Source organism: Pseudothauera hydrothermalis, assembly GCF_003345255.1.
In the GTDB taxonomy this organism is placed as follows: Bacteria; Pseudomonadota; Gammaproteobacteria; order Burkholderiales; family Rhodocyclaceae; genus Pseudothauera; species Pseudothauera hydrothermalis.
The window spans coordinates 835,888-861,638 of sequence record NZ_CP029331.1 but is presented as its reverse complement, the minus strand read 5'-3'; the positions used below and the strand labels follow the sequence as shown (position 1 = coordinate 861,638).

General features: G+C 61.5%; 26 protein-coding genes. 16 read left to right on the top strand and 10 right to left on the bottom strand.

Annotation, left to right across the window (positions count from 1 at the left end; all coding sequences use genetic code 11):
* Positions 1-89: 89 nt before the first annotated feature.
* From pyk to DIE29_RS04140, 4 genes are all read left to right on the top strand, one after another.
* The gene (gene pyk / locus DIE29_RS04155) at positions 90-1,532 is read left to right on the top strand and encodes a pyruvate kinase (protein ID WP_102041087.1); all 1,443 of its coding nucleotides are present in this window, start codon (positions 90-92) and stop codon (positions 1,530-1,532) included.
* Positions 1,533-1,643: 111 nt separating this feature from the next.
* On the top strand, positions 1,644-2,708 hold the full coding sequence (gene fba, locus DIE29_RS04150) for a class II fructose-bisphosphate aldolase (RefSeq protein ID WP_102041086.1): 1,065 nt from the start codon (positions 1,644-1,646) through the stop codon (positions 2,706-2,708).
* Between the two features lie 149 nt (positions 2,709-2,857).
* A complete protein-coding gene (locus DIE29_RS04145; protein ID WP_114649296.1) occupies positions 2,858-3,532 on the top strand; it encodes a hypothetical protein in 675 nt (224 codons plus the stop codon).
* 5 nt (positions 3,533-3,537) lie between these two features.
* A complete protein-coding gene (locus DIE29_RS04140) occupies positions 3,538-3,954 on the top strand; it encodes a gamma-glutamylcyclotransferase family protein (protein ID WP_102041085.1) in 417 nt (138 codons plus the stop codon).
* Between the two features lie 24 nt (positions 3,955-3,978).
* Here DIE29_RS04140 and DIE29_RS04135 read toward each other — a convergent pair whose 3' ends face one another.
* Positions 3,979-5,844 (bottom strand): sensor domain-containing diguanylate cyclase, encoded by a 1,866-nt coding sequence (locus DIE29_RS04135; RefSeq protein WP_102041084.1) that lies wholly within the window; start codon positions 5,842-5,844, stop codon positions 3,979-3,981.
* Between the two features lie 288 nt (positions 5,845-6,132).
* Between DIE29_RS04135 and DIE29_RS04130 the strand changes: the two genes are divergently transcribed.
* The 5 genes from DIE29_RS04130 to DIE29_RS04110 all read left to right on the top strand — a co-directional run bounded on the left by DIE29_RS04130 (position 6,133) and on the right by DIE29_RS04110 (position 12,289).
* Positions 6,133-6,780 (top strand): YiaD family glycine zipper/OmpA-like lipoprotein, encoded by a 648-nt coding sequence (locus DIE29_RS04130; RefSeq protein ID WP_102041083.1) that lies wholly within the window; start codon positions 6,133-6,135, stop codon positions 6,778-6,780.
* 130 nt (positions 6,781-6,910) lie between these two features.
* The gene (locus DIE29_RS04125) at positions 6,911-8,203 is read left to right on the top strand and encodes a DUF3422 family protein (protein ID WP_114649295.1); all 1,293 of its coding nucleotides are present in this window, start codon (positions 6,911-6,913) and stop codon (positions 8,201-8,203) included.
* Between the two features lie 75 nt (positions 8,204-8,278).
* Positions 8,279-9,847, top strand: a complete 1,569-nt coding sequence (locus DIE29_RS04120) for an MFS transporter (protein WP_102043105.1) — start codon at positions 8,279-8,281, stop codon at positions 9,845-9,847.
* A 105-nt stretch (positions 9,848-9,952) separates the two neighbouring features.
* On the top strand, positions 9,953-12,004 hold the full coding sequence (gene fusA, locus DIE29_RS04115) for an elongation factor G (RefSeq protein ID WP_114649294.1): 2,052 nt from the start codon (positions 9,953-9,955) through the stop codon (positions 12,002-12,004).
* A 24-nt stretch (positions 12,005-12,028) separates the two neighbouring features.
* The gene (locus tag DIE29_RS04110) at positions 12,029-12,289 is read left to right on the top strand and encodes a DUF4212 domain-containing protein (protein WP_114649293.1); all 261 of its coding nucleotides are present in this window, start codon (positions 12,029-12,031) and stop codon (positions 12,287-12,289) included.
* Between the two features lie 30 nt (positions 12,290-12,319).
* Here the strand turns inward: DIE29_RS04110 and DIE29_RS04105 are convergent, their stop codons facing one another.
* From DIE29_RS04105 to DIE29_RS04095, 3 genes are all read right to left on the bottom strand, one after another.
* Positions 12,320-12,712: a hypothetical protein gene (locus DIE29_RS04105; RefSeq protein ID WP_335740053.1), complete on the bottom strand. Its 393-nt coding sequence runs from the start codon at positions 12,710-12,712 to the stop codon at positions 12,320-12,322.
* A gap of 154 nt (positions 12,713-12,866) precedes the next feature.
* A complete protein-coding gene (locus tag DIE29_RS04100) occupies positions 12,867-14,729 on the bottom strand; it encodes a sodium:solute symporter family protein (protein ID WP_108079689.1) in 1,863 nt (620 codons plus the stop codon).
* Positions 14,730-14,742: 13 nt separating this feature from the next.
* Complete coding sequence (locus DIE29_RS04095; RefSeq protein ID WP_102041079.1) at positions 14,743-14,997, bottom strand: DUF4212 domain-containing protein; 255 nt, start codon at positions 14,995-14,997, stop codon at positions 14,743-14,745.
* Positions 14,998-15,392: 395 nt separating this feature from the next.
* On the opposite strand from DIE29_RS04095, the gene DIE29_RS04090 reads away from it, so the two are divergent.
* The gene (locus DIE29_RS04090) at positions 15,393-15,848 is read left to right on the top strand and encodes a universal stress protein (RefSeq protein ID WP_108079688.1); all 456 of its coding nucleotides are present in this window, start codon (positions 15,393-15,395) and stop codon (positions 15,846-15,848) included.
* A 97-nt stretch (positions 15,849-15,945) separates the two neighbouring features.
* Here the strand turns inward: DIE29_RS04090 and icd are convergent, their stop codons facing one another.
* Positions 15,946-17,190 carry an NADP-dependent isocitrate dehydrogenase gene (icd, locus tag DIE29_RS04085; protein ID WP_108079687.1) on the bottom strand — a complete coding sequence of 415 codons (1,245 nt, stop codon included), beginning with the start codon at positions 17,188-17,190 and terminating at the stop codon, positions 15,946-15,948.
* A gap of 393 nt (positions 17,191-17,583) precedes the next feature.
* Between icd and aceK the strand changes: the two genes are divergently transcribed.
* A complete protein-coding gene (gene aceK, locus DIE29_RS04080) occupies positions 17,584-19,359 on the top strand; it encodes a bifunctional isocitrate dehydrogenase kinase/phosphatase (RefSeq protein ID WP_114649292.1) in 1,776 nt (591 codons plus the stop codon).
* A 147-nt stretch (positions 19,360-19,506) separates the two neighbouring features.
* On the opposite strand, the gene soxZ is transcribed toward aceK, so the two are convergent.
* Positions 19,507-19,824 (bottom strand): thiosulfate oxidation carrier complex protein SoxZ, encoded by a 318-nt coding sequence (gene soxZ, locus DIE29_RS04075; RefSeq protein ID WP_205409778.1) that lies wholly within the window; start codon positions 19,822-19,824, stop codon positions 19,507-19,509.
* Positions 19,825-19,847: 23 nt separating this feature from the next.
* Positions 19,848-20,315: a thiosulfate oxidation carrier protein SoxY gene (gene soxY, locus DIE29_RS04070; protein WP_114649291.1), complete on the bottom strand. Its 468-nt coding sequence runs from the start codon at positions 20,313-20,315 to the stop codon at positions 19,848-19,850.
* 270 nt (positions 20,316-20,585) lie between these two features.
* On the opposite strand from soxY, the gene DIE29_RS04065 reads away from it, so the two are divergent.
* Together DIE29_RS04065 and DIE29_RS04060 are read left to right on the top strand one after the other, a co-directional pair.
* Positions 20,586-20,885 (top strand): c-type cytochrome, encoded by a 300-nt coding sequence (locus tag DIE29_RS04065; protein ID WP_162860587.1) that lies wholly within the window; start codon positions 20,586-20,588, stop codon positions 20,883-20,885.
* Between the two features lie 19 nt (positions 20,886-20,904).
* On the top strand, positions 20,905-22,188 hold the full coding sequence (locus tag DIE29_RS04060) for an NAD(P)/FAD-dependent oxidoreductase (protein WP_114649289.1): 1,284 nt from the start codon (positions 20,905-20,907) through the stop codon (positions 22,186-22,188).
* A gap of 169 nt (positions 22,189-22,357) precedes the next feature.
* On the opposite strand, the gene DIE29_RS04055 is transcribed toward DIE29_RS04060, so the two are convergent.
* Genes DIE29_RS04055 through coaBC form a run of 3 tightly spaced genes read right to left on the bottom strand, consistent with a single transcriptional unit; the run spans position 22,358 to position 24,448 of the window.
* Positions 22,358-22,792: an NUDIX hydrolase gene (locus DIE29_RS04055; protein WP_114649288.1), complete on the bottom strand. Its 435-nt coding sequence runs from the start codon at positions 22,790-22,792 to the stop codon at positions 22,358-22,360.
* Positions 22,792-23,241: a dUTP diphosphatase gene (gene dut, locus DIE29_RS04050; RefSeq protein ID WP_114649287.1), complete on the bottom strand. Its 450-nt coding sequence runs from the start codon at positions 23,239-23,241 to the stop codon at positions 22,792-22,794. The genes DIE29_RS04055 and dut overlap by 1 nt, the downstream gene beginning before the upstream one ends.
* 4 nt (positions 23,242-23,245) lie before the next feature.
* Positions 23,246-24,448, bottom strand: coding sequence for a bifunctional phosphopantothenoylcysteine decarboxylase/phosphopantothenate--cysteine ligase CoaBC (gene coaBC, locus DIE29_RS04045; RefSeq protein WP_114649286.1), 1,203 nt, complete (start codon positions 24,446-24,448; stop codon positions 23,246-23,248).
* A 54-nt stretch (positions 24,449-24,502) separates the two neighbouring features.
* Between coaBC and radC the strand changes: the two genes are divergently transcribed.
* From radC to rpmG, 3 genes are all read left to right on the top strand, one after another.
* Positions 24,503-25,180, top strand: a complete 678-nt coding sequence (gene radC, locus DIE29_RS04040) for a RadC family protein (protein ID WP_114649285.1) — start codon at positions 24,503-24,505, stop codon at positions 25,178-25,180.
* A 130-nt stretch (positions 25,181-25,310) separates the two neighbouring features.
* Positions 25,311-25,547, top strand: a complete 237-nt coding sequence (gene rpmB, locus DIE29_RS04035) for a 50S ribosomal protein L28 (protein WP_102041067.1) — start codon at positions 25,311-25,313, stop codon at positions 25,545-25,547.
* 35 nt (positions 25,548-25,582) lie between these two features.
* Positions 25,583-25,750: a 50S ribosomal protein L33 gene (gene rpmG, locus DIE29_RS04030; protein ID WP_102041066.1), complete on the top strand. Its 168-nt coding sequence runs from the start codon at positions 25,583-25,585 to the stop codon at positions 25,748-25,750.
* Position 25,751 lies beyond the last annotated feature (1 nt).

Below are 25,751 nucleotides of genomic sequence, written 5' to 3'. Positions count from 1 at the left end.
TCGGCCGCCACCATGGCCCCTAACCGAGCCGCTCGGCTAGAATCGACCCCAAGCGCGCCGCGCACCCGCGTATCAGCCAAGGAGCCACCATGCCGCGTCATACCAAAATCGTCGCCACCCTGGGTCCGGCCTCATCCGACCCGAAAATTCTCGAAAGCATGGTTCATGCCGGAATCGACGTGGTGCGCATGAACTTTTCCCACGGCACGGTCGAGGATCATGTCGCACGCGCGGCCGCGGTCCGCGAAGCGGCCGCCCGCGCCGGCCGACCGGTGGGCATTCTGGCGGATTTACAGGGCCCCAAGATTCGTATCGGCAAGTTCTCCGAGGGCCGCATCACCCTGCACAAAGACGCGCGCTTCATTCTGGACGCACGTTGCGAGCTTGGAAACACCGAACGTGTGGGGCTCGATTACAAGGATTTGCCCAAAGATGTAAAGCAGGGCGACACCCTGTTGTTGGACGATGGGCGTATCAAACTGGTGGTCGAGCGGGTGCAGGGCCACGAAATTCATACCGTGGTGCGCGTCGGCGGCGAACTGTCCAACAACAAGGGCATCAACCGTCAGGGCGGCGGGCTGAGCGCGCCGGCGCTCACCGCCAAGGATATGGAGGACATCCGTAGCGCAGCGCAGATCGGCGTCGATTTCCTGGCCGTGTCTTTTCCCAAAAGCGCCGCAGACATGTACATGGCCCGCCAGCTGATGCGCGCCGCAGGCGGCCAAGCGCTGCTGATCGCCAAAATCGAACGCACCGAGGCGGTGGCCAACCTGGCGGAAATTCTCGACGCCTCGGACGGCATCATGGTGGCCCGTGGCGATCTGGCAGTTGAAGTCGGCGACGCTGCGGTGCCCGCGCTGCAAAAGCGCATGATCCGTGCCGCACGCGAGCGCAACAAGCTCACCATTACCGCCACCCAGATGATGGAGTCGATGATCAGCAGCCCGGTGCCGACCCGGGCTGAAGTCTCGGACGTGGCCAACGCAGTGCTCGATGGCACCGACGCGGTGATGCTGTCGGCCGAAACCGCCTCCGGGCAGTTCCCGGTCGAAGTCGTCGAAGCCATGAGCCGGGTCTGCCTGGAAGCGGAAAAATCCGCCGAGGTCTCGCTGGACCGCGAGGTGCTCGACCAGGTATTTACCCGCATCGACCAGTCGATCGCCATGGCGGCCATCTGGACTGCCTACCATCTCAAGGTCAAAGCCATCGCCTCGCTGACCCAGACCGGTTCCACCGCATTGTGGATGAGTCGCTTGAATAGCGGCGTGCCCATCTACGCACTCACCCCGGAAGTGAGCGCGCGCAACCAGATGACGCTCTACCGTGAGGTCTACCCATTGCTGATGAGCCAGCAGCACCATGACCGCGACGTGCTGCTGTGGGAGGCCGAACAGTTGTTGCTCGACCAGGGCGTGGTGACCTATGGCGACTTGATCGTGCTCACCATCGGCGAGCCGATCGGCGCAGCAGGCGGCACCAACACGCTGAAGATCGTGCGTGTCGGCGAGCACCCCGCGCCGCATCAGGTATAGCCGCTGCCTGCCGTAGTAGCCGGTCACTGCAAGGCCGCCCCCGCTCGGGCTAGAATGGCGGCTTTTCAAACGCCTGTGCCGGCTCAGCCGGCGACCTTCGGAGGAACACACATGCCGCTCGTTTCCATGCGACAGCTTCTCGACCACGCCGCCGAAAACGGCTATGGCCTGCCGGCGTTCAACGTGAACAACCTGGAACAGGTCCAGGCCATCATGGAAGCCGCCGCCGAAACCAACAGCCCGGTCATCATGCAAGCCTCCGCGGGCGCGCGCAAATACGCGGGTGAAGCCTTCCTGCGCCACTTGATCGACGCCGCGGTCGAAGCCTATCCGGAGATCCCCATCGTCATGCACCAGGACCACGGTCAATCCCCTGCGGTGTGCATGGCGGCAATCCGCTCGGGGTTTACCAGCGTGATGATGGACGGCTCGTTGATGGAAGACGGCAAGACGCCGTCCTCTTATGAGTACAACGTCGCGGTCAGCCGTGAGGTGGTCAAGTTTGCCCACGCCATCGGCGTCACCGTGGAAGCCGAGCTGGGCTGTCTGGGTTCCTTGGAAACCGGCATGGCCGGCGAAGAAGACGGCATCGGCGCACAGGGCAAGCTGGATCACAGCGCGCTGCTGACCGATCCGGACCAGGCAGCCGACTTCGTCAAGCAAACCAACTGCGACGCACTGGCGATTGCCATCGGCACCAGCCACGGTGCCTACAAGTTCAGCCGCAAACCCACTGGCGACATCCTTGCCATCGATCGAATCAAAGCCATCCATGCCCGCATCCCCAATACCCATCTGGTGATGCACGGTTCGTCCTCGGTGCCGCAAGAGCTGCTGGCGATCATCCGCCAGTACGGCGGCGACATGAAGGAAACCTACGGCGTGCCGGTCGAGGAGATCGTCGAAGGCATCAAGCATGGGGTGCGCAAGATCAACATCGACACCGATATCCGTCTGGCGATGACCGGTGCGATACGCAAGTTCATGGCCGAAAATCCCTCCAAGTTTGACCCCCGCGAATACCTCAAACCGGCGCGCGAGGCCGCCAAGCAGGTGTGCAAGGCGCGCTACGAAGCATTCGGCTGCGCCGGCCAAGCCAGCCGTATCAAGCCAGTGCCGCTGGAAAAAATGGCCGCACGTTACAAGTCCGGTGAACTCACTCAGGTCGTACGCTGACTGACGCGATCCGAGTCCTCCCGATCGCGCCCTGAGCGGGCGCGTTTTTCATCGATCGGGCGCGGCACGGAAGGCACACATTGTCATAGTCCACAAAGCTCCAAATTGACCCATAATCGAGTTTTTTGCCAACGGCCAAGATCGACCGGATGTCCAAGGCAAACATCAAATTGCAACTGAGCTTCGATCTCGACATCGAAGCGCCCGAGCGTCTGCTTGCGCTGGCGCATGAAGATCTATGCAAAACCTTCAGCGAGATCCTCGGCGCAATGGTCTTTCAGGGGCTGCCCACCGTTGCCGGCAAACAACTGGCCAAAGCCGGGGCCCGTATCGCCGCGCATCACCACCACCTGGACGTCCGCTCGCTCAACGCCCGTGCCCTGCCCCGCGAGGTTTTGATCGCCGCCGCCCCCCATTTGACCGATGAAGAGCTCGACAAGCTCGCCTACCAGGTGCAAGGCAAACTGCCCGAACTGCCGGATGCCTTGCACCGCCATCTACGCCGTCATGCGCTCAAGCTGGTCGGCGATTTCCGTTTTTTACCCTGCACCGTATCTGCCAAGCTGAGTTCTGGCGCGCCCGCAAAGCTCGAAGGCAAGCTCAATCTCACCAACGGCAGCGTGCTGATCGGCGAGCGCGACCGCCAAAGCCGCTTGCAAGCCAACCAGGGGGCGATTGTGGTCGAACCGGCCGACACCGGTGTGCAGCTTGAAGCCAGCTGCGCCGGCCACACCCTGAGCGGACCGGTCATCGAGGTCAGCGTGATGCAGCTTGCCGCCCATCGCGACCCGTTGATCCAAGCCTGGTTGCGCAATCCGGGCTGAACATCATGGCTTACAACTGCTTTACCTACGGTTCGCTGATGTGCGATGACATCATGACGCGGGTCACAGGCGGCGCTTTTTCTTCCACGGCAGCCCGGCTCGAGGGCTATGCACGTCACCCGGTACGCGATGAAACCTATCCCGCCATCGTCCCCAAAGCGGGCGCCTGCGTGGAGGGAAGGCTTTATCACGGCCTCGACACCCGGGCCCTGCAACGTTTGGACGCTTTCGAGGGCGAGATGTACGCAAGGACTACGGTCGCAGTAGAGCTGGCCGATGGCGGCACCGCCCAAGCCGAAGCCTATGTGCTGCGCCCTGCATGGGCACACCTGCTGGCGCCCGGCGACTGGGACTTCAATGACTTCCTTGCCCGCGGCAAAGCGCAATTTCTGGCGCGTTACATGGGATTCGGCGCGCTTTGACAGGCCGTCGGCCACGGGCCTGGCTCAGTAGGTTTCCGGGTTGCCTTCCCACATCTCCGCAGTAAAGCGCACCACACGGTTGCGCCCGGCCTCCTTGGCACGATAGAGCGCCACATCGGCAAATTTGACGGTTTGCCAAAAGGTTTCACTGTCGGCCGGGAACATCGCCAGACCAATCGAAATGGTTTTTTGCAGCACCGCGCCCGAGACCTGGATCTTCATCTGCTCGACCGCGCGGCGGATGTTCTCGGCCACCTTCAACGCCCCCTCCTCGGTGGCATCCTGAAGCACGATCAGAAATTCTTCGCCGCCAAAGCGGATCACCATATCGGAAGCGCGCACCGACTGCCTGAGCACGCTGGCCAAGGCTTTCAGCACGGTGTCGCCGGCATCGTGGCCGTGGGTGTCGTTGACCACCTTGAAATAATCCAGATCGAGCAACATGATGGCCAGCGCCGTCTGGCGGCGGCGGGTCGAAGCAATCAGGGTATCGACATACTCCTCCAAAAAACGGCGGTTATTCAGTCCAGTCATCGCGTCGCGCAGCGACGATTCGCGCAAGGTCTCGGTGAGCCGCTTGGCCTCCAGCACCGGCGCCATTTCCCGCACGTAAACATGGATGAACGGCGCGACCTCTTGCAAGCGCCGGGTGTCGGAGGCCGGCACCACCAGTTGGATGACGCTGCCGACCGAGCCAGACTGGATGATGGGCACACAGTAGTGGCTGCGGGGCTGGCCGTCGTCGGAGGCGTCGCGGAAGGCATAGCAAATGCCGGGCTGGGCGATCGCATCCACCGGATGCCCGGAGCGCTTTGCCCGGCAGGTTTCAGAGCGCACCAGAATTTGCGGATCGCACCAGCGACAGGCGCCGCCGGCCTCGCCATCGACCCGCATCGTGGTCATCTGTTTGCCATCGACCACTTCGTAAATCGAATAGGTGGTAATGCCGAAACGCTCGGTCAGGATTTGCCCGAAGCGGTCGTAGATTTCGCTCTTGGTCTCATCTTCCTCGATGGCCTGCTTGAAGGCCGCAGCATCGGCCAGGCTGTTGACCATGTCGATGGTGGCTTCCAGCTTGTTTTCGTCCTGACGCGGATTACGCCCGGTCAATTGCACCACGCGCTGGGTAATGCGCTCCAGGCCGCCGTCCAAATAGCTCAGCAAGCGGTTGGTGTCGTTGGCGATCTGACCGATTTCGTCTTGCGGGTAGGCGGCGATCTGGCTCTTGAAGTCACCCTTGAGCGCACGTTGCACCGCTTGTTCCACATCGCGCGCGGCATCGCCCACCGGGCGGATGATGCGCCGGACCAAGGCAATGGCCAATAAGGCAAACAACGCCACCACCGCCACCAGGCCGGCCACGGTCATCAACGCGCGCGTTTTGAGGTCGGCAATCGACATTTCCATGGTCACCGCACCCAGCACCGCACCTTCGGGCACATGGTGACACTGCAGACAGTTGGGCGTGCCTTCGGTGGAAGCCACAAACGGAATGGTGCCGCGGAACAGGGTGTCGCCATTGACCTCGCGCAGCACATAGCGCGGTTCACCGCTGGCCAGCACCGCTTTTTCGATCTCGTCGGCCGGCAACTCGCGCACCAGCCCAACGCCGAACTGCTGGTCCACCAGGGGCGAACGCACCACCCGCGCCATCGACAACCCCTGCACTTCCATCAGCCGCGCAAGAAACTGCTCCCGATGCGCGATGGTACCTTGGATCATCGCCTCGGTCAGATGCACCCGCACCACCTCGGCGGCAGTGCGCACATGGGCCGACGATGAGGAGATGGAAAATGACCGGAAAGCATACAGGCTGATCGCCACCAGCATCGCCAGGATGCCAAGCGCAATCGCCGAAAACAGGAGGGTGACCTTGCTGCTGAGATTCATGCGACCGCCCGACTCTAAGCTATACGTGGCACCAGAACGGACCACCGGATGCACGGCATCGATTATGCCCGTAAAACCATGTCATGGATATGGAGATGCGCCGCGCCGCATGCCCGGATGGGCTGCGTCAAACCGGGGCATCAAGTCCCCGGATCGAGCCGCTTGCCGGGCTGACACATGCTTACAAAAACCGGCCAGAGTGGGGCTGACGACCGCAGGCGCCAGCGCGCACCATAGCAACGTATTGCCTTTCGCCCACCTCACCAACCGACCGAGGGAGAACGAACCATGAAAACCTACCTCATCGCCGCTTTGTCCGCCGCCTTGCTTAGCGCTTGCGCCACCAATCCCTACACCGGCGAGCACGCCAGAACCGCCACGGGCGCCACCATTGGCGCAGGGGCCGGTGCCCTGCTCGGCGGCATGGTGTCGAGCCGCAGCGACCGCACCAAAGGTGCGCTGATCGGCGCCGCTGTCGGCGCCACCGTGGGCGGTCTGATCGGCCGACAAATGGACCAGCAGGAAGCGGAACTGCGTCGCAGCATGTCCGGCAGTGGCGTAGACATCACACGCGAAGGCGACACCATTCGCCTGCAGGCCCCGGAAAACATCACCTTCGACACCAACCGCGCCGATATCAAGCCGCAGTTCAAGCCGGTGCTCAACCAACTGGCGCAAAGCATCCGTCAGTACCCTGGCACCGTGGTACAGGTGGAAGGCCATACCGATTCGACCGGCTCGGCGGCGTATAACCAAACGCTGTCCGAAAACCGCGCCGCCAGCGTGCGCAGCCATTTGATTCAGCAAGGGGTAGAGGCCAACCGGGTGCTGGCGGTGGGCTATGGCATGAGCCGCCCGATTGCCGACAACCGCAGCGCCGCTGGCCGGGCGCAGAACCGCCGGGTCGAGATCCTCATCGTGCCGCAGCAACAGTAAGCGCCACGCCCCGGCGCAGCCGCGCCGGGGACTTCCCCGCAGAGCGCGCAGGCAGGTACTCTTGCATCTGTTTCGCCCTGCCCGCCAAAGCGGCGGACGGGCGCCGGATTTGTGACCGTACTTGCCGCCCATGACCTTGTTCCAGTCGCATCCGCTGCGTCAGACGCTCAGCGATGAAATTCACGCCCGCCCGCCGGTGCCAATCGACACCCCGGAGCTGGTTTCTTATCTCGCCTTTCTGCACGAAGAAGGCAGCATCGAACGTGAAGCTCAGCATTTGCGCCTGCTGGCCGAACAATTCGGACTGCCGGAGCCGGCCGCCGACAGCAGTCATGTCTTCCTGGATGCGGGCTGCTTTCGCCTGAAGTGGGAACGTCACAATGAATTTTCCAGCTACACCTTTTTCCGCCGCATCGAGGCGGGCGACAGTACCGCAGACAACGCTTTGATCGATGTACCGGCCGCTTGGCGCAAGGCCATACCCGGCCAACTGATCGTGGCCACCCATGTGGACATACGCTCGGTCGCCGAGCTTTCCCCTGAGCGGGTCATGGCCGACCTCTCGCCCAATGGCCGGCAGACGGTGGTTTCCAAAGTCGCCGACGAGGCCGCCTGGGTGTTTACCGATTTCCAGATCGTGGATGGTTTCTCACGCTTTCTGGTGCTCGATGCTTCGCTGACCCGGCGTCAGGCTGGGCGCACCGTACAGCGCTTGCTGGAAATCGAGACCTACCGGGTGATCGCCCTGCTTGCCTTCCCGGTGGCCAAGGAAGTCGGCCGCCTGCTGTCACGCGCCGAGGGCGAACTGGCAGACTTGATGGACAGCATCGGCCAGGCCCAAAGCGCCGAGGACGAACGCGCGGTACTCGCCCGTTTGACCCGTCTGGCCGCCGAGGTCGAACGCTCGGTGGCGCATACCACCTTCCGCTTCGGCGCGGCTGCCGCCTACTACCGCCTGGTCACACAGCGCATCGAAGAACTGCGTGAGACCCGCCTGACCGGCTTTCCCACCATCGGCGAGTTCATGGCCCGCCGCCTGACCCCGGCCATTGACACCTGCGCCACCATGGCACGCCGCCAAGAAGACCTTTCCGGCCGTATCGCGCGCAATTCGCAACTGCTGCGTACCCGGGTGGACATCGAACTGCAGCGCCAGAACCAGGAATTGCTCGCGCAAATGAACCGCCGCGCCCGGCTGCAACTGCGTCTGCAAGAGACGGTAGAAGGGCTCTCGGTGGTGGCAATCACCTATTACGGCTCGCAGCTGGTGCAGTATCTGGCCAAAGGCGCCAAAGACTACATCGCGCCGGCCAGCCCGGAGGTGGTCACCGCGGCCTCGATTCCGCTGATCGCCGCCTTGGTGGGGCTCGGCCTGCGACGCATGCGAAGGGCGCTGGCGGCCGAAGAAGCCGATCAACACTGACTCAAGCCCGAGGATGCGCCCTTGAACGCTCTGTACCGCTGGTTCGACCGCAACATCCTCGAACTCGGCCGCGAGATGCGGCTGTCTTTTCTGCCGCCGCTGATGGTGTACATGGCTGCCGGGGTTTCCGGCCTCACCGGCATCGTCGGCACCTTTTTCATCAAGGACTATCTCGATCTTTCCGCCGCCTTCCTTGCCGCGCTCGGTTTCTGGGCGGGCATTCCGTGGGCGCTGAAAATGCCCATCGGCCATTTGGTCGACCTTGTGTGGCGTTACAAATCGCTGTTGGTGTATTTGGGTGCCGCGCTGATCGCCGCCAGCCTGCTGATCATGATCGGCTTGATCGGCAATCCGGAGGCGATGCGCGCGCTGATGCCGGCCGAGACCTGGTTCGTGCTCTCGGTGCTGCTCGCCCCGGTCGGCTACGTGATTCAGGACGCGGTGGCCGACGCCATGACCGTCGAGGCGGTACCACGCGTGGACGAACACGGCCAACCGATCGCACCCGAGGCCATTCGCCTGATGCACACCACCATGCAGATGCTGGGCCGGGTGGCGATCATCGGCGGCTCGGTGCTGGTGGCGCTCGCCAACGTGGTGCTGTTTGCGGGTAGCGAGGCGCTGCCCGAGGACGACAAAGTGGCCATCTACCTGCGCATCTATGAATATGCGCTGATCATTCCGCTGCTATCGATCAGCGGCGTGCTGCTGGCCGCGCTGCTCAAGCGCCGCGAGACGCGACGGCTCGCGGCGCTCGGCCACGCTGCCGAGGCCATCGACCGCATGCTGCATCAACCCGAAGAAAAAACCACGCCCAACTGGTGGATTTTGGGCGGTAGTGCGGCATTCGTCGCGCTCACGATCGGTGTCGGCCTGTCCGGCATCGCCTATGGGCAAGAACTCATTTTTGTCTGTTCAGTAGCCATCATCGGCTTCATGATTGCGCGGCTGCTGCGCGAACTCAACCCGGAAGCCGCGCGCACCCTGCTGGGTACGGTGATCATCATATTCATCTTCCGTTCCATGCCTTCGCCGGGCGCCGGTTCGAGCTGGTGGATGATCGACGAGCTGGGTTTCGACCAAAGTTTCTTGTCCCGCCTGGATCTTCTGGTCAGCACGATGACATTGGCCGGGCTGTTCATTTTCCGCCGCTTCATGGCGGAAAAGTCCATCGCCCAGATCGTCGTCTTTCTGACCTTGGCCGGCACCGTGCTGTCATTGCCCATCATCGGCATGTTCTACGGCCTGCATCAATGGACCGCCCAACTCACCGGCGGAGTGGTGGATGCGCGTTTCATTGCAATCGCCAACACGGCGCTGGAGTCGCCGCTCGGACAAGTCTCCATGGTGCCGATGCTGGCCTGGATCGCCAACTCCGCCCCACCGCATCTGAAAGCCACATTCTTTGCGGTGATGGCCTCATTTACCAACCTGGCGCTGTCAGCCTCGCAACTGGGCACCAAGTATCTTAACCAGGTCTACACGGTGACTCGGGAAGTGCGCGATGCGGTCAGCGGCGCGGTGAAAGTACCGGCCGACTACAGCGAGCTGGGCTGGCTGTTGATCACCGTGACCGTGCTCGGCCTGGTGCTGCCCTTGGCCGCGGTGGCACTGACCCGGGCGCTTGGGCTACGCAGCGCATGAAAAATCTGCACGGATGTTGACCTGATCCATTGCGCCGGCCGCATCGGCGACGGAAACTTGCGGAAAACGGTTTGCCAGACCGGATCACCACGGGGGGAAAGCATCATGACGCCTAGCTCGGTTCACGACATCCGCAACCTCGCCCTGCTCGGTCAGGCCGGCGCCGGCAAGACCACGCTGCTCGAAGCCCTGCTGGTCGCCTCGGGCGGTATCGGCGCTGCGGGCAGCATCGAACGCGGCGACACGGTCAGCGATTTCGATCCGGCCGAGAAGGCCATGGGCCATTCGCTGAACACCGGGCTCGCCCACCTCGAATGGGCGGGCCGTTGGATCAACCTGCTCGACACACCCGGCACCCCCGACTTCCTCGGCCGCGCCCTGCTCGCCCTGCCGGCGGTGGAGACCGCGGTCATCGTCATCGATGCCCAAATCGGGGTGGAATCGATGACCCGCCGGCTGATGGAAGCTGCTGCCGGCAAGTGCCGGATGATCGTGGTCAACCGCATCGACGCCAGCGGGGCGGATGCGGCCGGCGCGATGGCGGCCATCGAAGCCGCCTTCGGTCGCGAATGCCTACCGATCAACCTGCCCGCACCCGACGCCAGTCGGGTGATCGATTGTTTCTTTGCCCCTGAGTATGAGGCCGAAACCGCCTTCTCGTCGGTCACCGCAGCCCATGAGGCCATCGTCGATCAAGTGGTCGAGCTCGATCCCGCACTGATGGCTCGCTATCTGGAGCAAGGCGAAAACCTCGACCCCGACCAGTTGCATGACGCCTTCGAGCAGGCCCTGCGTGAAGGCCATCTGGTTCCGGTGTGCTTTGTGTCGGCGCGCAGCGGCGCGGGGGTAGCCGAATTGTTAGAGGTGTTCGCCCGTCTGATGCCCGACCCCACCGAAGGCAACCCGCCACGCTTTGTCAAGGGTGAAGGCGCGACGGCCCGGCCGGTTGAGGTCAGCGCAGACCCCAAAGGCCATGTGGTCGCGCATGTTTTCCAGATTCAAAACGATCTTTACCGCGGCAAACTTGCGCTTTTCCGCATCCACCAGGGTACGCTGGAAGCCGGCGCGCAGCTTTATGTCGGCAATGCCCGCAAACCCATCAAAGTAGCTCACTTGCTGCGCATACAAGGCCGCCAGCAAATCGAAATCCCGCGCGGAGTGACCGGCGACATTTGCGCCCTGGCCCGTGTCGACGAAGTGCACCGTGACGCAGTGCTGCACGATTCACATGACGAGGACCACCATCACCTGCTGCCGCCTGCTTATCCCCAGCCTTTTCACGGCTTGGCGCTGATCCCGAAAAAGCACGGCGACGAACAGAAACTGTCCGACGCGCTCGCCCGCCTGCTGGATGAAGACCCCTGCCTGGAAGTGAGCTTCGACCCGCAAGCGCGGCAAACCATAGTACGCGGCTTGGGCGAACTGCACCTGCGCATGGTGCTGGAGCAACTGGCCAGCCGCTGGAACCTCGAGCTCGACACCGCCACGCCGGCCATCCCCTACCGTGAAACCATCGCCGCCAGCGCCGAGGCGCGCTATCGCCATAAAAAACAGTCCGGCGGCGCAGGCCAGTTTGGCGAAGTGGCGCTGCGGGTCGAGGCGCTGCCGCTCGGCAGCGGGGTGCACATCACCGACGAAGTCAAAGGCGGCGCGATTCCGGTCCAGTTCATGCCGGCGGTCGAAAAAGGCGTGCGCCAGGCAGTGGCCGAGGGCTGCCTGGCGGGTTTTCCGCTGCAAGACATCAAAGTCGTGGTCACCGATGGCAAACACCACCCGGTCGACTCCAACGAAATCTCTTTCGTCACCGCCGCCCGCCACGCACTGCAGGCCGCAGTGCGTGCCGCCCGGCCAGTGCTGCTGGAGCCTGTATTGGAAGTCCGGGTAGTGGCCGAGGAGCGCCACTTTGGCGAGATCAGCGCAGAATTTGCCAGCCGGCGCGGACGCCTGAGCGGCACCGACAGTCACGCCCCGGGACGCATCAGCCTGACCGCGCTGGTGCCGATGGCCGAAATGGAAGGCTTCGAAGCCCGCCTGAAATCCATTTGCGCCGGCCAAAGCGAATGTACGCTGAAGCCACATTCCTACGAACCCGCGCCAGGCGATGTAGAACAGCGCTTGGCCAGTGATTTCGCCCGACATCGCGCGGGCGAACAATGACGGCAAAGAAGGCGGCTCCCCCCCATGCAGTTGAGCGCCCGGCAGCGCGCCTACTGGCGCCGCACCCGATTGTTGACCGCGGCCTTATTGGCAGTGTGGTTCGCTGTGACCTTTGTTTGCGCGTATTACGCAGAAACCCTCAACGAATTCGAGTTGTTCGGCTTCCCGCTGGGCTTTTATGTTTTTGCCCAAGGCGCGCTGATCGTGTATCTGGCAATCATCGCCCTCTATGTGTTCTTGATGAACCGCCTCGATCACGCCTACGGGGTGGCTGAGCGGCGTTGAGCGGCAGACAAGACGCCGCCAAGACGCGCTCTATTTTCCGCTGCGCTCGGGCTGGGCATCGGCGCGTTTGCGCCCCAGCTTCAGCGGATGCGCATGCCGAGACAGTGCAAAATCCAGCATGAGCTTACTCCAAATGGTGATGCCAGCCAGTGAGGTCCAGGTCTCGAAGGCGAAGCTTGCGGTCAGCACACCAAAAATGGTCCATACCAAAACCACCCCGCCCACCAAGTTGATGGCCGCGCAATAAGGCGCAAACCGCGCTGGATTGGGTGGCGGTTCCCCCCGTTTGAGCGCCACTTCGGAAAAATCCCTTTTGAAAATGATGCGCCAGGCCCGCCGCAACCAGAAAAAGGTAATCGGGAACAGGGCAAGGAAAAGAATCCAGTTCAGCACCAAGCTGACATGAGGGGCCATTGCGGTCATACGGTACTCCGAAATCGCTCGCCTGGCTGGCAAGCAGACGGTCACAAAGTGCCATAAAAGCAATGCCCCGCCAACCAGATCGGCGGGGCATTTTGCTCACCCCCGGCATTGGCCCGGATTACGGGCCTGCCGGGCACTTGTCTACAACCGCTTCTCAGTGAACATGGGAACCGTCGACCGCTTTCGCACCACGCGGGATACGAACGCTTTCGACCAGCGCCTGGATGTGCTCCGGCGGCTCCTTGGTGACCTTATCCACGACGAAGGCCACGGCGAAGTTCACCAGCGCACCGATCGCACCGAAGGCTTCCGGCGTGATGCCGAAGAAGCTGTTGGCGCCACCGATCAGGCCGAGATATTCGGTGCCCTTGATGAAGAAGATGCCCTTGTGCGCGAACACGTAGAACAGGGTGACGAAAAGACCCGCCAGCATGCCGGCAATGGCGCCTTCCTTGTTCATCTTCTTGGAGAAGATGCCCATCATGATCGCAGGGAACAGTGAGGAAGCAGCAATCCCGAAGGCCAGGGCCACCGTACCGGCCGCAAAGCCCGGGGGATTAAGCCCCAAATAACCGGCAATCACGATGGCAATGGCCATGGAGATCTTGCCTGCCATCAGCTCGCCTTTCTCGCTGATGTTAGGGACAAAAACGCCCTTGATCAGGTCGTGAGACACAGCAGCAGAAATGGCCATCAGCAGACCGGCAGCAGTAGACAGAGCCGCAGCCAGACCACCGGCAGCAACCAGGGCGATCACCCAGTTCGGCAGCAGAGCGATTTCAGGGTTGGCCAGCACGATGATGTCGGCATTCACCGTCAGCTCATTACCCTTCCAACCAGCAGCTTCCGCTTTAGCCTTCACGGCTTCGCTCTTGGTCTTGTCGTTGTAGTACTGGATGCGACCGTCACCGTTCTTATCCTCGAACTTCAACAGGCCGGTCTTTTCCCAACGCTTCATCCAGTCCGGACGATCTTCGTAACGCAGACTGGCTTCCGGAGCGAACAGGTCGGCATTGGCCTTGACAGTCGCGGGGTTGACCTTCATCGAGCCATCGGCTGCGGTTTCCAGCCCCACTGCGCTATTGACCGTAGCATGCAGGTTGAGCTTGGCCATGGCGCCCACAGCAGGTGCCGTGGTGTACAGGATGGCGATGAACACCAGGGCCCAGCCGGCGGAAGATCGGGCATCCTTCACGCTGGGCACAGTGAAGAAACGCATGATCACGTGCGGCAAACCCGCGGTACCGATCATCAGCGACATGGTGTATACAAACATGTTCAGGTAGGACTCCGGAACGGAGCTGGTGTACTCGCTAAAACCGAGGTCCTTGACCACCATGTTCAGCTTGTCGAGCAGCGAAACATCGGTACCGGCAATGTCGGAACCCAGACCAAGCTGGGGCAACGGGTTGCCGGTGAGCTGCAGGGAAATAAAGATTGCCGGAATGGTGTAAGCCAGAATCAGCACAATGTACTGGGCCACCTGGGTGTAGGTGATGCCTTTCATCCCCCCAAACACGGCGTAAGCGAACACGATAGCCATACCGATATAGATACCGGTATCGCTGGATACCCCGAGGAAGCGGGAGAACGCCACCCCCACACCGGTCATCTGGCCGATGATGTAGGTGATGGATGCCACCAGCAGGCAGACCACCGCAACGGTAGAAGCCGTCTTCGAGTAGAAGCGGTCACCGATGAACTGCGGCACGGTGAATTTGCCGAACTTGCGCAAGTAAGGCGCCAATAGCATGGCCAACAGAACGTAGCCGCCGGTCCAGCCCATCAGGAACAGACCGCCGCCGTAGCCCATGTTGGAAATCAGGCCGGCCATGGAGATGAAGGAGGCCGCGGACATCCAGTCGGCCGCAGTCGCCATGCCGTTGGTGACCGGGTGCACGCCGCCGCCAGCCACGTAGAAGTCGCTGGTGGAACCGGCGCGCGCCCAGATGGCGATACCGATATAAAGCGCGAAGGACGCGCCGACGACCAGGTAGGTTAGCGTTTGCAGATCCATGTGTCGTTCTCCCTCAGTCTTCGTGCACGTCGAACTTGCGGTCGATGTCGCCCATGGCCTTCGCGTAGTAGAAGATCAGCGCGATGAACACGTAGATCGAACCTTGCTGAGCGAACCAGAACCCGAGCGGGTAGCCGCCCAGACTGATGGCATTGAGTGCCGGGGCAAAAATAATGCCCGCGCCAAACGACACAGCGAACCAGATGACCAGGATCTTGGTCAGCAGGCCCAGCGTCGCCTTCCAATAGGCTGCACTGTTGTTATCCATAACGTCTCCTCGTGGTGGTTGTTACGGGGCACGCCGTGCGCAGACGCACCCCTCGGACTACAAGACAGCGTGGCGATTATAGGAAGCGGGTTCTTACTCTTTGCTTACAACCGGTGACGATTTGCCGCTGTCTTGGCGGGCGCGGCCAAAACCGCGCCCGATCAGCTTTTTCGTCGCGCTGCAGCATTCCTGCGCGGCATCCGTACGCACGCAAACGTCTTACGCCGATGCCATCGGCGTCGATGCGGCTGCCCTTGGTCGACCGGCGCCCCGTAAATGAAAACGCTGTGGCAGACGCACCAAGCTTTGCGACTTACAGGAAAACGCGGATGCCGCCCCCCCTTTCGGCATGCTAGGCTTACCGCGGTATTCGCCCTGTCTCAATTGGAGCAAAGATGTACAAGCACATCCTGGTCGCGGTCGACGACAGCAGGACTTCGAAAAAAGCCCTGGAGGAAGCCATCGCCCTGGCCAAGCTGCACGGCGCGGTGCTGGAGATTGCCCACGCGGTGGACGAATCGTTATTGCAGACCTTCTCCAACCACGGCGTGGCGCTGGCCGACGCCAAGCGTATGCAGCATGCCCTGCTGGAAAGCGGCGAAAGCACGCTGGGCGAAGCGGTTAGGATGGCCGAGGAGGCCGGCCTGAGCCCCCGCCGTCGCTTGCTGACTTCGGAGGATCTCCATGCCGCCGATCAGATTGCCAAGGCGGTCATCGATTCGGGCGCGGATCTACTGGTAGTCGGCTCCCATGGCCGGCGCGGCTTCCAGCGCCTTCTGCTGGGCAGCGTGGCGGAGAACCTGGTGCGTAAGGTGTCGATCTCGGTACTCATCGTGCGCAGTCCGCACTGAAGCGCTCTTGGGGACGCACGCTACGCGCCAATGCAAAAAGCCCCCGACATTGCGGGGGCTTTGCGCGGGGGCTTTGCATTGGTGAGCTGCGTGCGCTCTACATGCGCGCAATCATCGCATCCCCGAATGCCGAGCAGGAGATCTCGTTGGCACCTTCCATCAGGCGCGCGAAGTCGTAAGTGACCTGCTTGTCTGCAATGGCCGCTTCCATGCCTTTGATGACCAGATCGGCCGCTTCCTTCCAGCCCAGGTGACGCAGCATCATTTCGGCCGACAAAATCAGCGAGCCCGGATTCACCTTGTCCAGACCGGCATACTTGGGCGCCGTGCCGTGGGTGGCCTCGAAGCAGGCGTACTGGTCGGAAATATTGGCTCCCGGCGCGATGCCAATGCCGCCCACCTGCGCGGCCAGCGCATCGGAGATGTAGTCGCCGTTCAAATTGAGCGTGGCGATCACGTCATACTCGGCCGGACGCAGCAGAATCTGTTGCAGGAAGGCGTCCGCGATGGCGTCCTTGACCACAATCTCACGGCCGGTGTTTGGATTTTTGAAGCTGCACCACGGACCGCCGTCGATCGGCAGGGCGCCGAACTCCTCGCGCGCGACCTTGTAGCCAATGTCACGGAACAACCCTTCGGTGAACTTCATGATGTTGCCTTTATGCACCAAGGTCACCGACTTGCGATCGTTATTGATCGCGTAGCGGATGGCCGCGCGCACGATACGGGTGGTGCCCTCGATGGACACCGGCTTGATACCGATACCGGAGGTTTCCGGGAAGCGGATCTTGCGCACGCCCATTTCATTCTGCAGGAAGTCGATGACCTTTCTGGCCCCGTCTGACTGGGCCTGCCATTCGATACCGGCGTAAATATCTTCGGTGTTCTCGCGGAAGATCACCATGTCGGTGAGTTCCGGGTTCTTCAGCGGGCTGGGCACCCCTTTGAAGTAGCGCACCGGGCGCACGCACTGATATAGATCCAGCTCCTGACGCAACGCGACGTTGAGCGAGCGGATGCCGCCACCGACCGGCGTGGTCATCGGCCCTTTGATGGATACCGAATATTCCTTGAGCGCATCGAAGGTTTCCTTGGGCAGCCACTCGTCCGGGCCGTAAATGCGGGTGGACTTTTCACCCGCATAGACTTCCATCCAGTGGATCTTGCGCCGACCGCCATAGGCTTTTTCCACCGCGGCATCGATGACTTTGATCATCACCGGGGTGATATCCACGCCAATGCCGTCGCCTTCGATGAACGGGATGATGGGGTTGTCCGGAACCGGTTGCCCCGGAATGATTTTCTGGCCGCCTGCCGGCACGGTGATCTTGGATACGCTCATGAGAACTCCCTCCTGTTAGGCATGGGTGGGTTTTGGCATCGGCGAAACCTTTGGGGTCGACTCCGACCGCAGGCCGACTACCCGCGGATTATCCACCAAAACACGGCTTCATCCGATGCTGGACCACGCTATGCGGGACGAAAAACGCCGAGGCGAACCCCGACGCGGTACTAGTCCGACCGGCTGCCCATCGAGCGGCCGCCGATGCGTTTTTGCGTGCCGCATTATAACGTCGAAGGGCGCGTTCATCGATCTTTATAAAAAGACATCTCACATTATGAAATACATAAATGATAGAAGACCTCTTGTCTTCGCGTCGGCTCGGTTGACACTACAGGGCTGGCCGGTGCGACACTACTCGTCCGTCCAACTCATTTTTGCAGGGAGAGCGCAATGGAGCCGGTGTCCGGCGAAAATCCGGTTGCCCAGGCGATCGCGCAGGCGTTGATCGAAGGATTCAACAAGCACTACCGCATCTTTCGTGAGACCAGCCGGCGAGCCAAGGAAAGCTTCGAGGCCGCCGACTGGCAGAGCCAACTCAATGTCGTACGGGAGCGTGTGCAGTTCTACGACGAGCGGGTCGACGAAGCCGTCGAGCGCCTGCGCCATGAGTTCGATGCCGATTCGTTAGACGACGCCACCTGGCAGCAGGTCAAACTCCACTACATTGGCATGCTGATCCGCCATAAACAGCCGGAACTGGCAGAAACTTTCTTCAACTCGGTGTGCTGCAAAATCCTGCACCGCACCTATTACAACAACGACTACATCTTTGCCCGCCCGGCCATCGCCACCGAGTACATCGAATCGTTCCCGCCAGTCTATAGCAGCTACTATCCGCGCGACGAAGGGCTGCGCGCCACGGTGCGGCGTATCGTCGAAGATTTCGATTGGCAGCGCCCGTTCGAAGATCTGGATCGCGACGTGGATTATGTGCTGCGCGCCACCGAGCGGTATTTAGGGCGCTGGCCGGCGATGGAGGTCAATTGCCAGATCCAGGTGCTGTACTCGGCCTTTTACCGTGACAAAAGTGCCTACATCATCGGCAAGGCCATCAACGGTTATCAGGAAATTCCTTTTGCCTTGGCGGTGCGTCACAACGCCAGCGGACGGCTCTACATCGACACGATCATCCTCGATCCCTGGCGGATTTCGGTGCTGTTCTCGCTGTCGCGCGCCTATTTCCTGGTCGATATGGAAGTGCCTTCGGGCTATGTGCAGTTTTTACGCAGCATCATGCCCAACAAGCCGCGCAGCGAACTCTACACCATGTTGGGGCTGGGTAAACAGGGCAAAACCATGTTCTTCCGCGATCTCGTCGCTCACCTGCGCCACTCCAACGACCGCTTCATCGTGGCGCCTGGCATCCGCGGCATGGTGATGCTGGTCTTCACCTTGCCCTCTTACCCTTACGTATTCAAGATCATCAAGGACGTGTTCGGCAGCTCGAAAAACATGGACCGTGCCACGGTCAAGCGCAAGTACCTGATGGTCAAGCAGGTCGACCGCGTCGGACGGATGGCCGACACGCTGGAGTATTCCAACGCCGCGCTGCCACTGGCGCGCTTCGATCCCGAGCTGCTCAAGGAGATGGCGCAGCACGCTGCCTCCTCTTTCGAAATCGAGGGCGATTCGGTCATTATCAAACACTTATATATCGAGCGCCGCATGACGCCGCTCAACATCTACCTGGAGAAAGCCACCGACGAGGAGGTGGAGCATGCGGTGCGCGAATACGGCAATGCGATCCGCGAGCTGGCAATCGCCAATATCTTCCCTGGTGACATGTTATGGAAGAACTTTGGCGTCACCCGCTATGGCCGGGTGGTGTTCTACGATTATGACGAAATCGAGTTCATGACCGATGTGAACTTTCGCCGCATCCCGCCGGCCCCCTACCCCGAGCTGGAGATGTCCGGCGAAACCTGGTACTGCGCTGGCCCGATGGATGTTTTCCCCGAAGAGTTTGCCACTTTTTTGCTGGGCTCACCCAGGGTGCGCAAGGCTTTTCTCAAATATCACCGCGACCTGCTGGAGCCGGAATTCTGGCAAGAAGCGCAAGAGACGATACGCCGCGGCCATGTCGAGGACTTTTTCCCCTATCCACAGGAGCTACGCTTCTGCAAGCTGTTTGGCGCAAGCGACAGCCTGACAGCCGCCACCGCCTGACCGGTCTGCTCAACGCAAAAACAAGCAGGGGCGCCGACAAGCGCTCCAGCGCAACCGCGTGGCGCCACAGCGGCCTTGTGGCACCGGCAAAATCGGCTTGCGGTGTCATCCCGCCCGCTGCGGCGATACTCCGGTCCTTGCCTGCCATCAACCAATCTGCACTTCGTCGGTGCGACGCTCGCCCCTGTTGTCCACCCAGCTCACCGCCACCCTGTCACCCTTGACACCGCCTTGAAACTTGAAGAGCAGATACGGATCTTTGGAAACCGACGGACCAAACTGGGCACTAAGGACGACTTTGCCATTGTGCGTAGCGGTCACTTCAGTAATGTGGTGGGCCGGAATCGGGTTGCCGGACGAATCCTTGCGCTGACCGCTTTCCATTGGATGCGGCATCAGCACGCGGACTTCGGTCACACCGTCTTTGACCGCCGCACGCATACGCATTGGCATTGTATTTGTCATCGATTGCACTCCTTTCTCTGGGTTCAGCCTCCGCAACCGCCGAGGGTGACCTTGACTTTCTTCTTGGTCATGTAAAACCGGCCGTCCGCTTTCACCACGGCAAAGACATTTGAGGTCTGCCCCATCTTGATGCGGGTTTGCACATCGGCCAGGGTACCGGCCGGAATTTGGAAGGACGCCGCCAGCATCGCCGGGTTGTTTTCCACCATGATGGCCATGTACTCGGTGTTGGGTAAATGGCTGAGCACGCCAACGCTCACCGCGGCACCGTTTTCGGCCGTCTCTGGTGCGCTGATCAGGATATCGGCGCTATCGGCCGGTTGGCCGGCACCGATCGCGCGCAGCGCCGCCTCTATGCTCTTGGCTTCGAAAGCAGCTTTGTTCCAGGCCGCTTGCGCCACGGCCGGCGTGATCAGGCCAGCCGCCGCCAACACACCCAAAACGCCCAGAGCGCCACCGGCCTTGAGCGCATTCCTGCGTCGATTGTCCATTCGCTTTCTCCTTGTGGCAAACCTTGTGGCAAAAATACCGCTTACTTGCGCTATCGTTTAAGACCGTATCGATCGCGCGAGGTGCGCGATTTACGCGCCCTGCCCATCACTAGCGTAACGCACCGCCGTCAGCGTCGATCAGCTTCGAGCTCGGTGCTTTTTGCCGCTGGGCTATACTGCCCCGACACAATACCCTGAGCCGGTTCGGCAACAGGCATGGTCGCCGCTGTTGCAGATAACGCAAATTACACACCCGAGAGGATGAACGTCGTGAAGCTCAAACTCGCACTGGCCACGGTTTGCGTGCTCGGCGCAAGCGCCCCGGCCCATGCCCAAGACCCCCATCTTGCCCGCAATCTTGCGGCCACCTGTGCCAACTGCCACGGCACCGACGGCAAGAGCGTCGGCGGTATGGACAGCTTGGCCGGCGAATCCAGGGACAAGCTGATGCAAAAGCTGATGGCCTTCAAGCGCAGCGAAAAGCCTGCATCCATCATGCATCAGATCGCCAAAGGATACACCGACGAACAGCTCGGGCTGATCGCCGATTACTTCTCCACACAGCAATAAAAGCAGCGACGGAACAACCATGCTGAACAGACGCGGTTTCATCAAATCGTTGAGTGTGTTGGCTGCCGGCACTTCGCTTATAGGCCCACCACGGACCAGCCTTGCCGGTACCGGTGGCGGCAAGGGTGGCCATGTAGTGGTCATCGGCGGCGGCTACGGCGGCGCCACGGCGGCCAAATACCTGCGCATGTGGAGCCAGGGCAAGGTGGCGGTGACCCTGATCGAGCGCAACCCGCGGTTCATCTCCTGCCCGATCTCCAATCTGGTCATCGGCGGCGTAAAAACCATGGCCGACATTACCGTCGGCTACGACGGATTGAAGTCAACCTGGGGCGTCAAGATCATCCAGGATGATGTGATTGGCATCGACCCCATCGAGCGCCGCGTGCGCCTGGCCCAAGGCGGCACGATCGGCTACGACCGCGCGGTGCTCGCCCCAGGGATCGATTTCATGTTCGATGAAGTGGGCGGACTCGCCGGCCATACCGAACGGATCCCACACGCCTGGAAGGCCGGCGCGCAAACCGTGCTGCTGCGCAAGCAGCTCGAAGCGATGCCCGACGGGGGCGTGTATGCCATCCAGATCCCCAAGGCACCCTACCGCTGCCCGCCGGGGCCGTATGAGCGCGCCTGCCTGGTCGCCGACTACTTCAAAACCGCCAAGCCCAAGTCCAAGGTCATCATCCTGGACGCCAACGACGATATCCAGTCCAAGAAGGGGTTGTTCCTACACGCTTTCAACAGCACCTATCAGAACATCATCGAATACCGCCCGAACAGCGCGATTCTGGAGGTGGACGCCAACAACCGTGTCGCCAAGCTCGAGTTCGACGAAGTCAAGGCCGACGTGCTGAACGTGATCCCGCCGATGCGCGCCGGCGACATTGCCGTCCGAACGGGTCTGCCGCTGATCAACGACCGCTGGGTGGACGTCGATTGGCTCACCATGGAAGCCAAAGGCGTGCCGGGACTCCATGTGCTGGGCGACGCCATCTTCCCGGCACCGACCATGCCCAAGTCCGGACATATGGCCAATCAGCATGCCAAGGTGGCCACGGCCGCCATCCTGAACTTGCTGGCGAACAAAGCACCGAACCCGACCCCGGTGCTCATGAACACCTGCTATAGCTTTGTCGACAGCAAAAACGCCATCCATGTGGCCTCGGTGCACCAGTACGATGCCGAGAAAAGAATTTTTATGCCGGTCGACGGCGCTGGCGGCGTCTCGGCTGCGGCGAGCGAACTCGAAGGCCAGTACGCACTGGGCTGGGCAAAAAACATCTGGGCCGACATGCTCGCCTAGCAGGCCGCTGCAAAACGACCGCGGTAGGGCATCTGCGGCATTGTGGGTGCTCGACCCCTCACCGATCTTTTGGATGGGCTGCGATCGCTACACGCCAAGCGCCATGCATCGGTGCCGTCTTAGCAATTTTGCAATGCCGTATCAACGCGCGACACTACCGCCGCCTCGACTACCAGCCCAATTCCAGAATCCAAGGGCCGGCGCCCGCTTCGAGCGCCCGCCGAACATAAGGCACCGAGTCCGCCGGCAGAGCGTCGCGGGAAAACCAGTCGAGCCGGTCACACTTGTGGGGCTCGCAAATTCGGGGCTCACCCGACCATTGCGCCGCCGCCAAGAAAAAATCGATGCGATTGGAGTCGGACAGGCGATGAACCACACCAAGCATACGCAAGCCTTGCGGATCGAGCGCCAGCCCCAGCTCTTCGCGCAGCTCGCGCACCGCGGTCATACGCACCGATTCACCCGGCTCCACATGCCCGCCCGGCAAACTGAATAACCCATCGAAAAACCCGGTGCCTGCGCGGCGCATCATCAGCACCCGACCGTCGCGCACCAACACCACATGCACCCCAACCGGGATGCCCACATGCCCGCTTGCCGCCATCAGTGTTTACCGGTGCTGCCAAAACCACCGCAGCCCCGCTCACTGGGCGCGAACTCATCGACCACGTTGAAGCCAACTTGTAAGACCGGCACCACCACCAACTGCGCAATGCGCTCCATGGGTTCGACGATGAAAGTCTCCCGTCCCCGATTCCACACCGAGACGAAAATCTGTCCCTGATAGTCCGAATCGATCAACCCCACCAGATTGCCGAGCACGATGCCGTGCCGATGCCCAAGCCCCGAGCGCGGCAAAATCAGTGCGGCTAGGCCCGGATCGGCCAAATGAATTGCCAGCCCACTGGGCACCAGCACCGTCTCGCCAGGGTGCAGGGTCAACGGCACGTCCACACACGCGCGCAGATCCAGTCCCGCAGCACCGGGCGTCGCATAAGTCGGTGCGTGATTGCGCAGACGCGGATCGATCAGTTTGATATCGATCTTGTGCATTTCATCACTCCTGTTGTGTGCCGCCGGCCAGTAAATCCGCTAAATGTTCGACGATACGCCAGGCCAATTCCGTCTTGGTGGCCCGCCCGAGCGGGTGGCGGCCACGGTCGTCGTAGAGCACCACTTCATTGTCATCGCCCCCCAAGCCGTCTTGCACCAGATTGCCGACCAGCAGCGGCACCCGTTTGGCTGCGCGCTTGGCCGCAGCATAGGCATCGAGTTCACGGCTTTCGGCCGCAAAACCCACGCAAAACGGCGGCTGCGGCAATGCGGCCACTTCGGCCAAAATGTCCGGATTGGGCGTCAGCCACAACTGCATCGGCTCACCCGACTTCTTGATCTTGTGCTCGGCCGTTTGTGCAGGGCGATAATCGGCCACAGCGGCCACAGCAATGAATACTGCCGCACCCGGTACTTCGGCCAGCACGGCATCGCGCATTTGCAGCGCGCTTTGTACTGCCACCCGGCGCACGCCCGGCGGCACCGGCAGCGACACCGGGCCGCTCACCAGCACCACCTCGGCGCTGGCGCGCACGCACGCGCGCGCCAGCGCATAGCCCATCTTGCCGGAGCTGGTATTGGTAATCCCGCGCACCGGATCGATCGGCTCGAAGGTTGGCCCTGCGGTTATCACCACCTTGCGTCCAACAAGCAATTTCGGCGCAAAATAGGCCACCACCGCTTCGAGCACCTCTTCCGGCTCCAGCATCCGGCCTAAACCAGTTTCGCCACAGGCCTGATCACCCTCACCCGGACCGAAAATCGCCACACCGTCGGCCTGCAATTGCGCCAGATTACGCCGTGTGGCCGGATGCTCCCACATCTGCCGGTTCATCGCCGGCGCCACCATCAGCGCACATTCACGCGCCAGACACAGCGTCGTCAGCAAATCATCGGCAAACCCATGCGCCAGCTTGGCCAGGATATCTGCCGAAGCCGGTGCAATCAGGATGCCATCTGCGCCACGGGTCAGGTCGATGTGGGCCATGTTGTTGCCGATACGCGCATCCCACAAATCGGTCCAAACCGTGCGCCCCGAGAGCGCCTGAAAGGTAACCGGGGTCACAAAACGCGTGGCGGCCTCAGTCATGACCACATCGACCTGGGCTCCCGCCTTGACCAACAAGCGAGTCAATTCCGCAGCCTTATAGGCTGCAATGCCTCCGCTCACCCCGAGTACCAGATTCCTGCCCTTGAGCTCTTCCATGCCAATAGGGTAAAAACGCAAATTAGAACGGACACCGGCAACTCACCCATTAACATGGCAATCACCGACTGGCCCGCGGACGAACGCCCGCGGGAAAAACTGCTTGCCCATGGCGCGCAAACGCTAAGCGACGCCGAACTCCTCGCACTGTTCTTGCGTGTCGGCGTACGCGGTCGCACCGCGGTGGACCTCGGCCGGGATCTGCTCAGCCATTTCGGCTCCTTGAGCCGCTTATGCAGCGCACCTGCCGCCGAGTTTGCCCGCATTCCCGGCATGGGGCTGGCGAAGTATGCCCAACTACAGGCAGTGATGGAACTGGCGCGGCGCGCGCTGGCCGAGGAGATGGCCCAACGGGACGTACTGGATACCCCGGATGCGGTCCGTAACTGGCTGCGTCTGCGTCTGGGCAACCTCCCCCACGAAGTGTTCGCCGTCTTGTTGCTCGACGCGCGCAACCGGCTGATCGATGCGGTCGAGCTTTTTCGCGGCACACTGACCCAAACCAGCGTCTATCCCCGTGAAGTGGTCAAGCTGGCGTTGGCGCGTAACGCCGCAGCCGTCATCCTTGCACACAATCACCCGTCGGGCGCCTGCGAACCGAGTCAGGCCGACGAGCGACTGACCCATAGCCTGAAAGATGCCCTCGCGCTGGTGGATGTACGCGTTCTGGACCATTTCGTGGTCACGGCCCATGGGCAACCCTTATCCTTTGCCGAGCGCGGACTGCTGTAGCCCAACCGCTCTGCCAGCCGTGCAGCCCGCCTGGCCGGGGCAAACGTTTTCCGCTCAGGGACTTGCGCCACATGGACCGCGTAGAGTATAGTCGCACGCTTTTCGCAATTCGAATTCCCTGGAGCATCGTATGGCTCGCGTCTGCCAAGTGACCGGTAAAGCACCGATGGTGGGAAATCACGTTTCCCACGCCAACAACAAAACCAAGCGTCGCTTCCTTCCCAATCTGCAGAACCGCCGGTTCTGGAGTGAAGCCGAAAACCGCTGGATCAGCCTGCGTGTTTCCAACGCCGGCCTGCGCACCATTGACAAAAAGGGCATTGACGAAGTCGTGGCCGAACTTCGCGCCCGCGGCGAAAAGGTCTAATGACCAAACCCGCCACGCACTGAACGGAGAGCAAGATGGCAAAAGGCATTCGCGAGAAAATCAAGCTGGAATCGACTGCCGGCACCGGTCATTTCTACACCACCTCGAAAAACAAGCGCACGACGCCGCAAAAGCTTGAGTTCAAGAAATACGACCCGGTTGCGCGCAAGCACGTCCTTTACAAAGAAGTCAAGCTCAAGTGAG

What these genes read in the sequence shown, in the direction of transcription:
- pyk (WP_102041087.1), top strand. Translation starts at nt 90, where the DNA reads ATGCCGCGTCATACCAAAATCGTCGCCACCCTGGGTCCGGCCTCATCC.
- fba (WP_102041086.1), top strand. Translation starts at nt 1,644, where the DNA reads ATGCCGCTCGTTTCCATGCGACAGCTTCTCGACCACGCCGCCGAAAAC.
- DIE29_RS04145 (WP_114649296.1), top strand. Translation starts at nt 2,858, where the DNA reads ATGTCCAAGGCAAACATCAAATTGCAACTGAGCTTCGATCTCGACATC.
- DIE29_RS04140 (WP_102041085.1), top strand. Translation starts at nt 3,538, where the DNA reads ATGGCTTACAACTGCTTTACCTACGGTTCGCTGATGTGCGATGACATC.
- DIE29_RS04135 (WP_102041084.1), bottom strand. Translation starts at nt 5,844, where the DNA reads ATGAATCTCAGCAGCAAGGTCACCCTCCTGTTTTCGGCGATTGCGCTT.
- DIE29_RS04130 (WP_102041083.1), top strand. Translation starts at nt 6,133, where the DNA reads ATGAAAACCTACCTCATCGCCGCTTTGTCCGCCGCCTTGCTTAGCGCT.
- DIE29_RS04125 (WP_114649295.1), top strand. Translation starts at nt 6,911, where the DNA reads ATGACCTTGTTCCAGTCGCATCCGCTGCGTCAGACGCTCAGCGATGAA.
- DIE29_RS04120 (WP_102043105.1), top strand. Translation starts at nt 8,279, where the DNA reads ATGCGGCTGTCTTTTCTGCCGCCGCTGATGGTGTACATGGCTGCCGGG.
- fusA (WP_114649294.1), top strand. Translation starts at nt 9,953, where the DNA reads ATGACGCCTAGCTCGGTTCACGACATCCGCAACCTCGCCCTGCTCGGT.
- DIE29_RS04110 (WP_114649293.1), top strand. Translation starts at nt 12,029, where the DNA reads ATGCAGTTGAGCGCCCGGCAGCGCGCCTACTGGCGCCGCACCCGATTG.
- DIE29_RS04105 (WP_335740053.1), bottom strand. Translation starts at nt 12,712, where the DNA reads ATGACCGCAATGGCCCCTCATGTCAGCTTGGTGCTGAACTGGATTCTT.
- DIE29_RS04100 (WP_108079689.1), bottom strand. Translation starts at nt 14,729, where the DNA reads ATGGATCTGCAAACGCTAACCTACCTGGTCGTCGGCGCGTCCTTCGCG.
- DIE29_RS04095 (WP_102041079.1), bottom strand. Translation starts at nt 14,997, where the DNA reads ATGGATAACAACAGTGCAGCCTATTGGAAGGCGACGCTGGGCCTGCTG.
- DIE29_RS04090 (WP_108079688.1), top strand. Translation starts at nt 15,393, where the DNA reads ATGTACAAGCACATCCTGGTCGCGGTCGACGACAGCAGGACTTCGAAA.
- icd (WP_108079687.1), bottom strand. Translation starts at nt 17,190, where the DNA reads ATGAGCGTATCCAAGATCACCGTGCCGGCAGGCGGCCAGAAAATCATT.
- aceK (WP_114649292.1), top strand. Translation starts at nt 17,584, where the DNA reads ATGGAGCCGGTGTCCGGCGAAAATCCGGTTGCCCAGGCGATCGCGCAG.
- soxZ (WP_205409778.1), bottom strand. Translation starts at nt 19,824, where the DNA reads ATGACAAATACAATGCCAATGCGTATGCGTGCGGCGGTCAAAGACGGT.
- soxY (WP_114649291.1), bottom strand. Translation starts at nt 20,315, where the DNA reads ATGGACAATCGACGCAGGAATGCGCTCAAGGCCGGTGGCGCTCTGGGC.
- DIE29_RS04060 (WP_114649289.1), top strand. Translation starts at nt 20,905, where the DNA reads ATGCTGAACAGACGCGGTTTCATCAAATCGTTGAGTGTGTTGGCTGCC.
- DIE29_RS04055 (WP_114649288.1), bottom strand. Translation starts at nt 22,792, where the DNA reads ATGGCGGCAAGCGGGCATGTGGGCATCCCGGTTGGGGTGCATGTGGTG.
- dut (WP_114649287.1), bottom strand. Translation starts at nt 23,241, where the DNA reads ATGCACAAGATCGATATCAAACTGATCGATCCGCGTCTGCGCAATCAC.
- coaBC (WP_114649286.1), bottom strand. Translation starts at nt 24,448, where the DNA reads ATGGAAGAGCTCAAGGGCAGGAATCTGGTACTCGGGGTGAGCGGAGGC.
- radC (WP_114649285.1), top strand. Translation starts at nt 24,503, where the DNA reads ATGGCAATCACCGACTGGCCCGCGGACGAACGCCCGCGGGAAAAACTG.
- rpmB (WP_102041067.1), top strand. Translation starts at nt 25,311, where the DNA reads ATGGCTCGCGTCTGCCAAGTGACCGGTAAAGCACCGATGGTGGGAAAT.
- rpmG (WP_102041066.1), top strand. Translation starts at nt 25,583, where the DNA reads ATGGCAAAAGGCATTCGCGAGAAAATCAAGCTGGAATCGACTGCCGGC.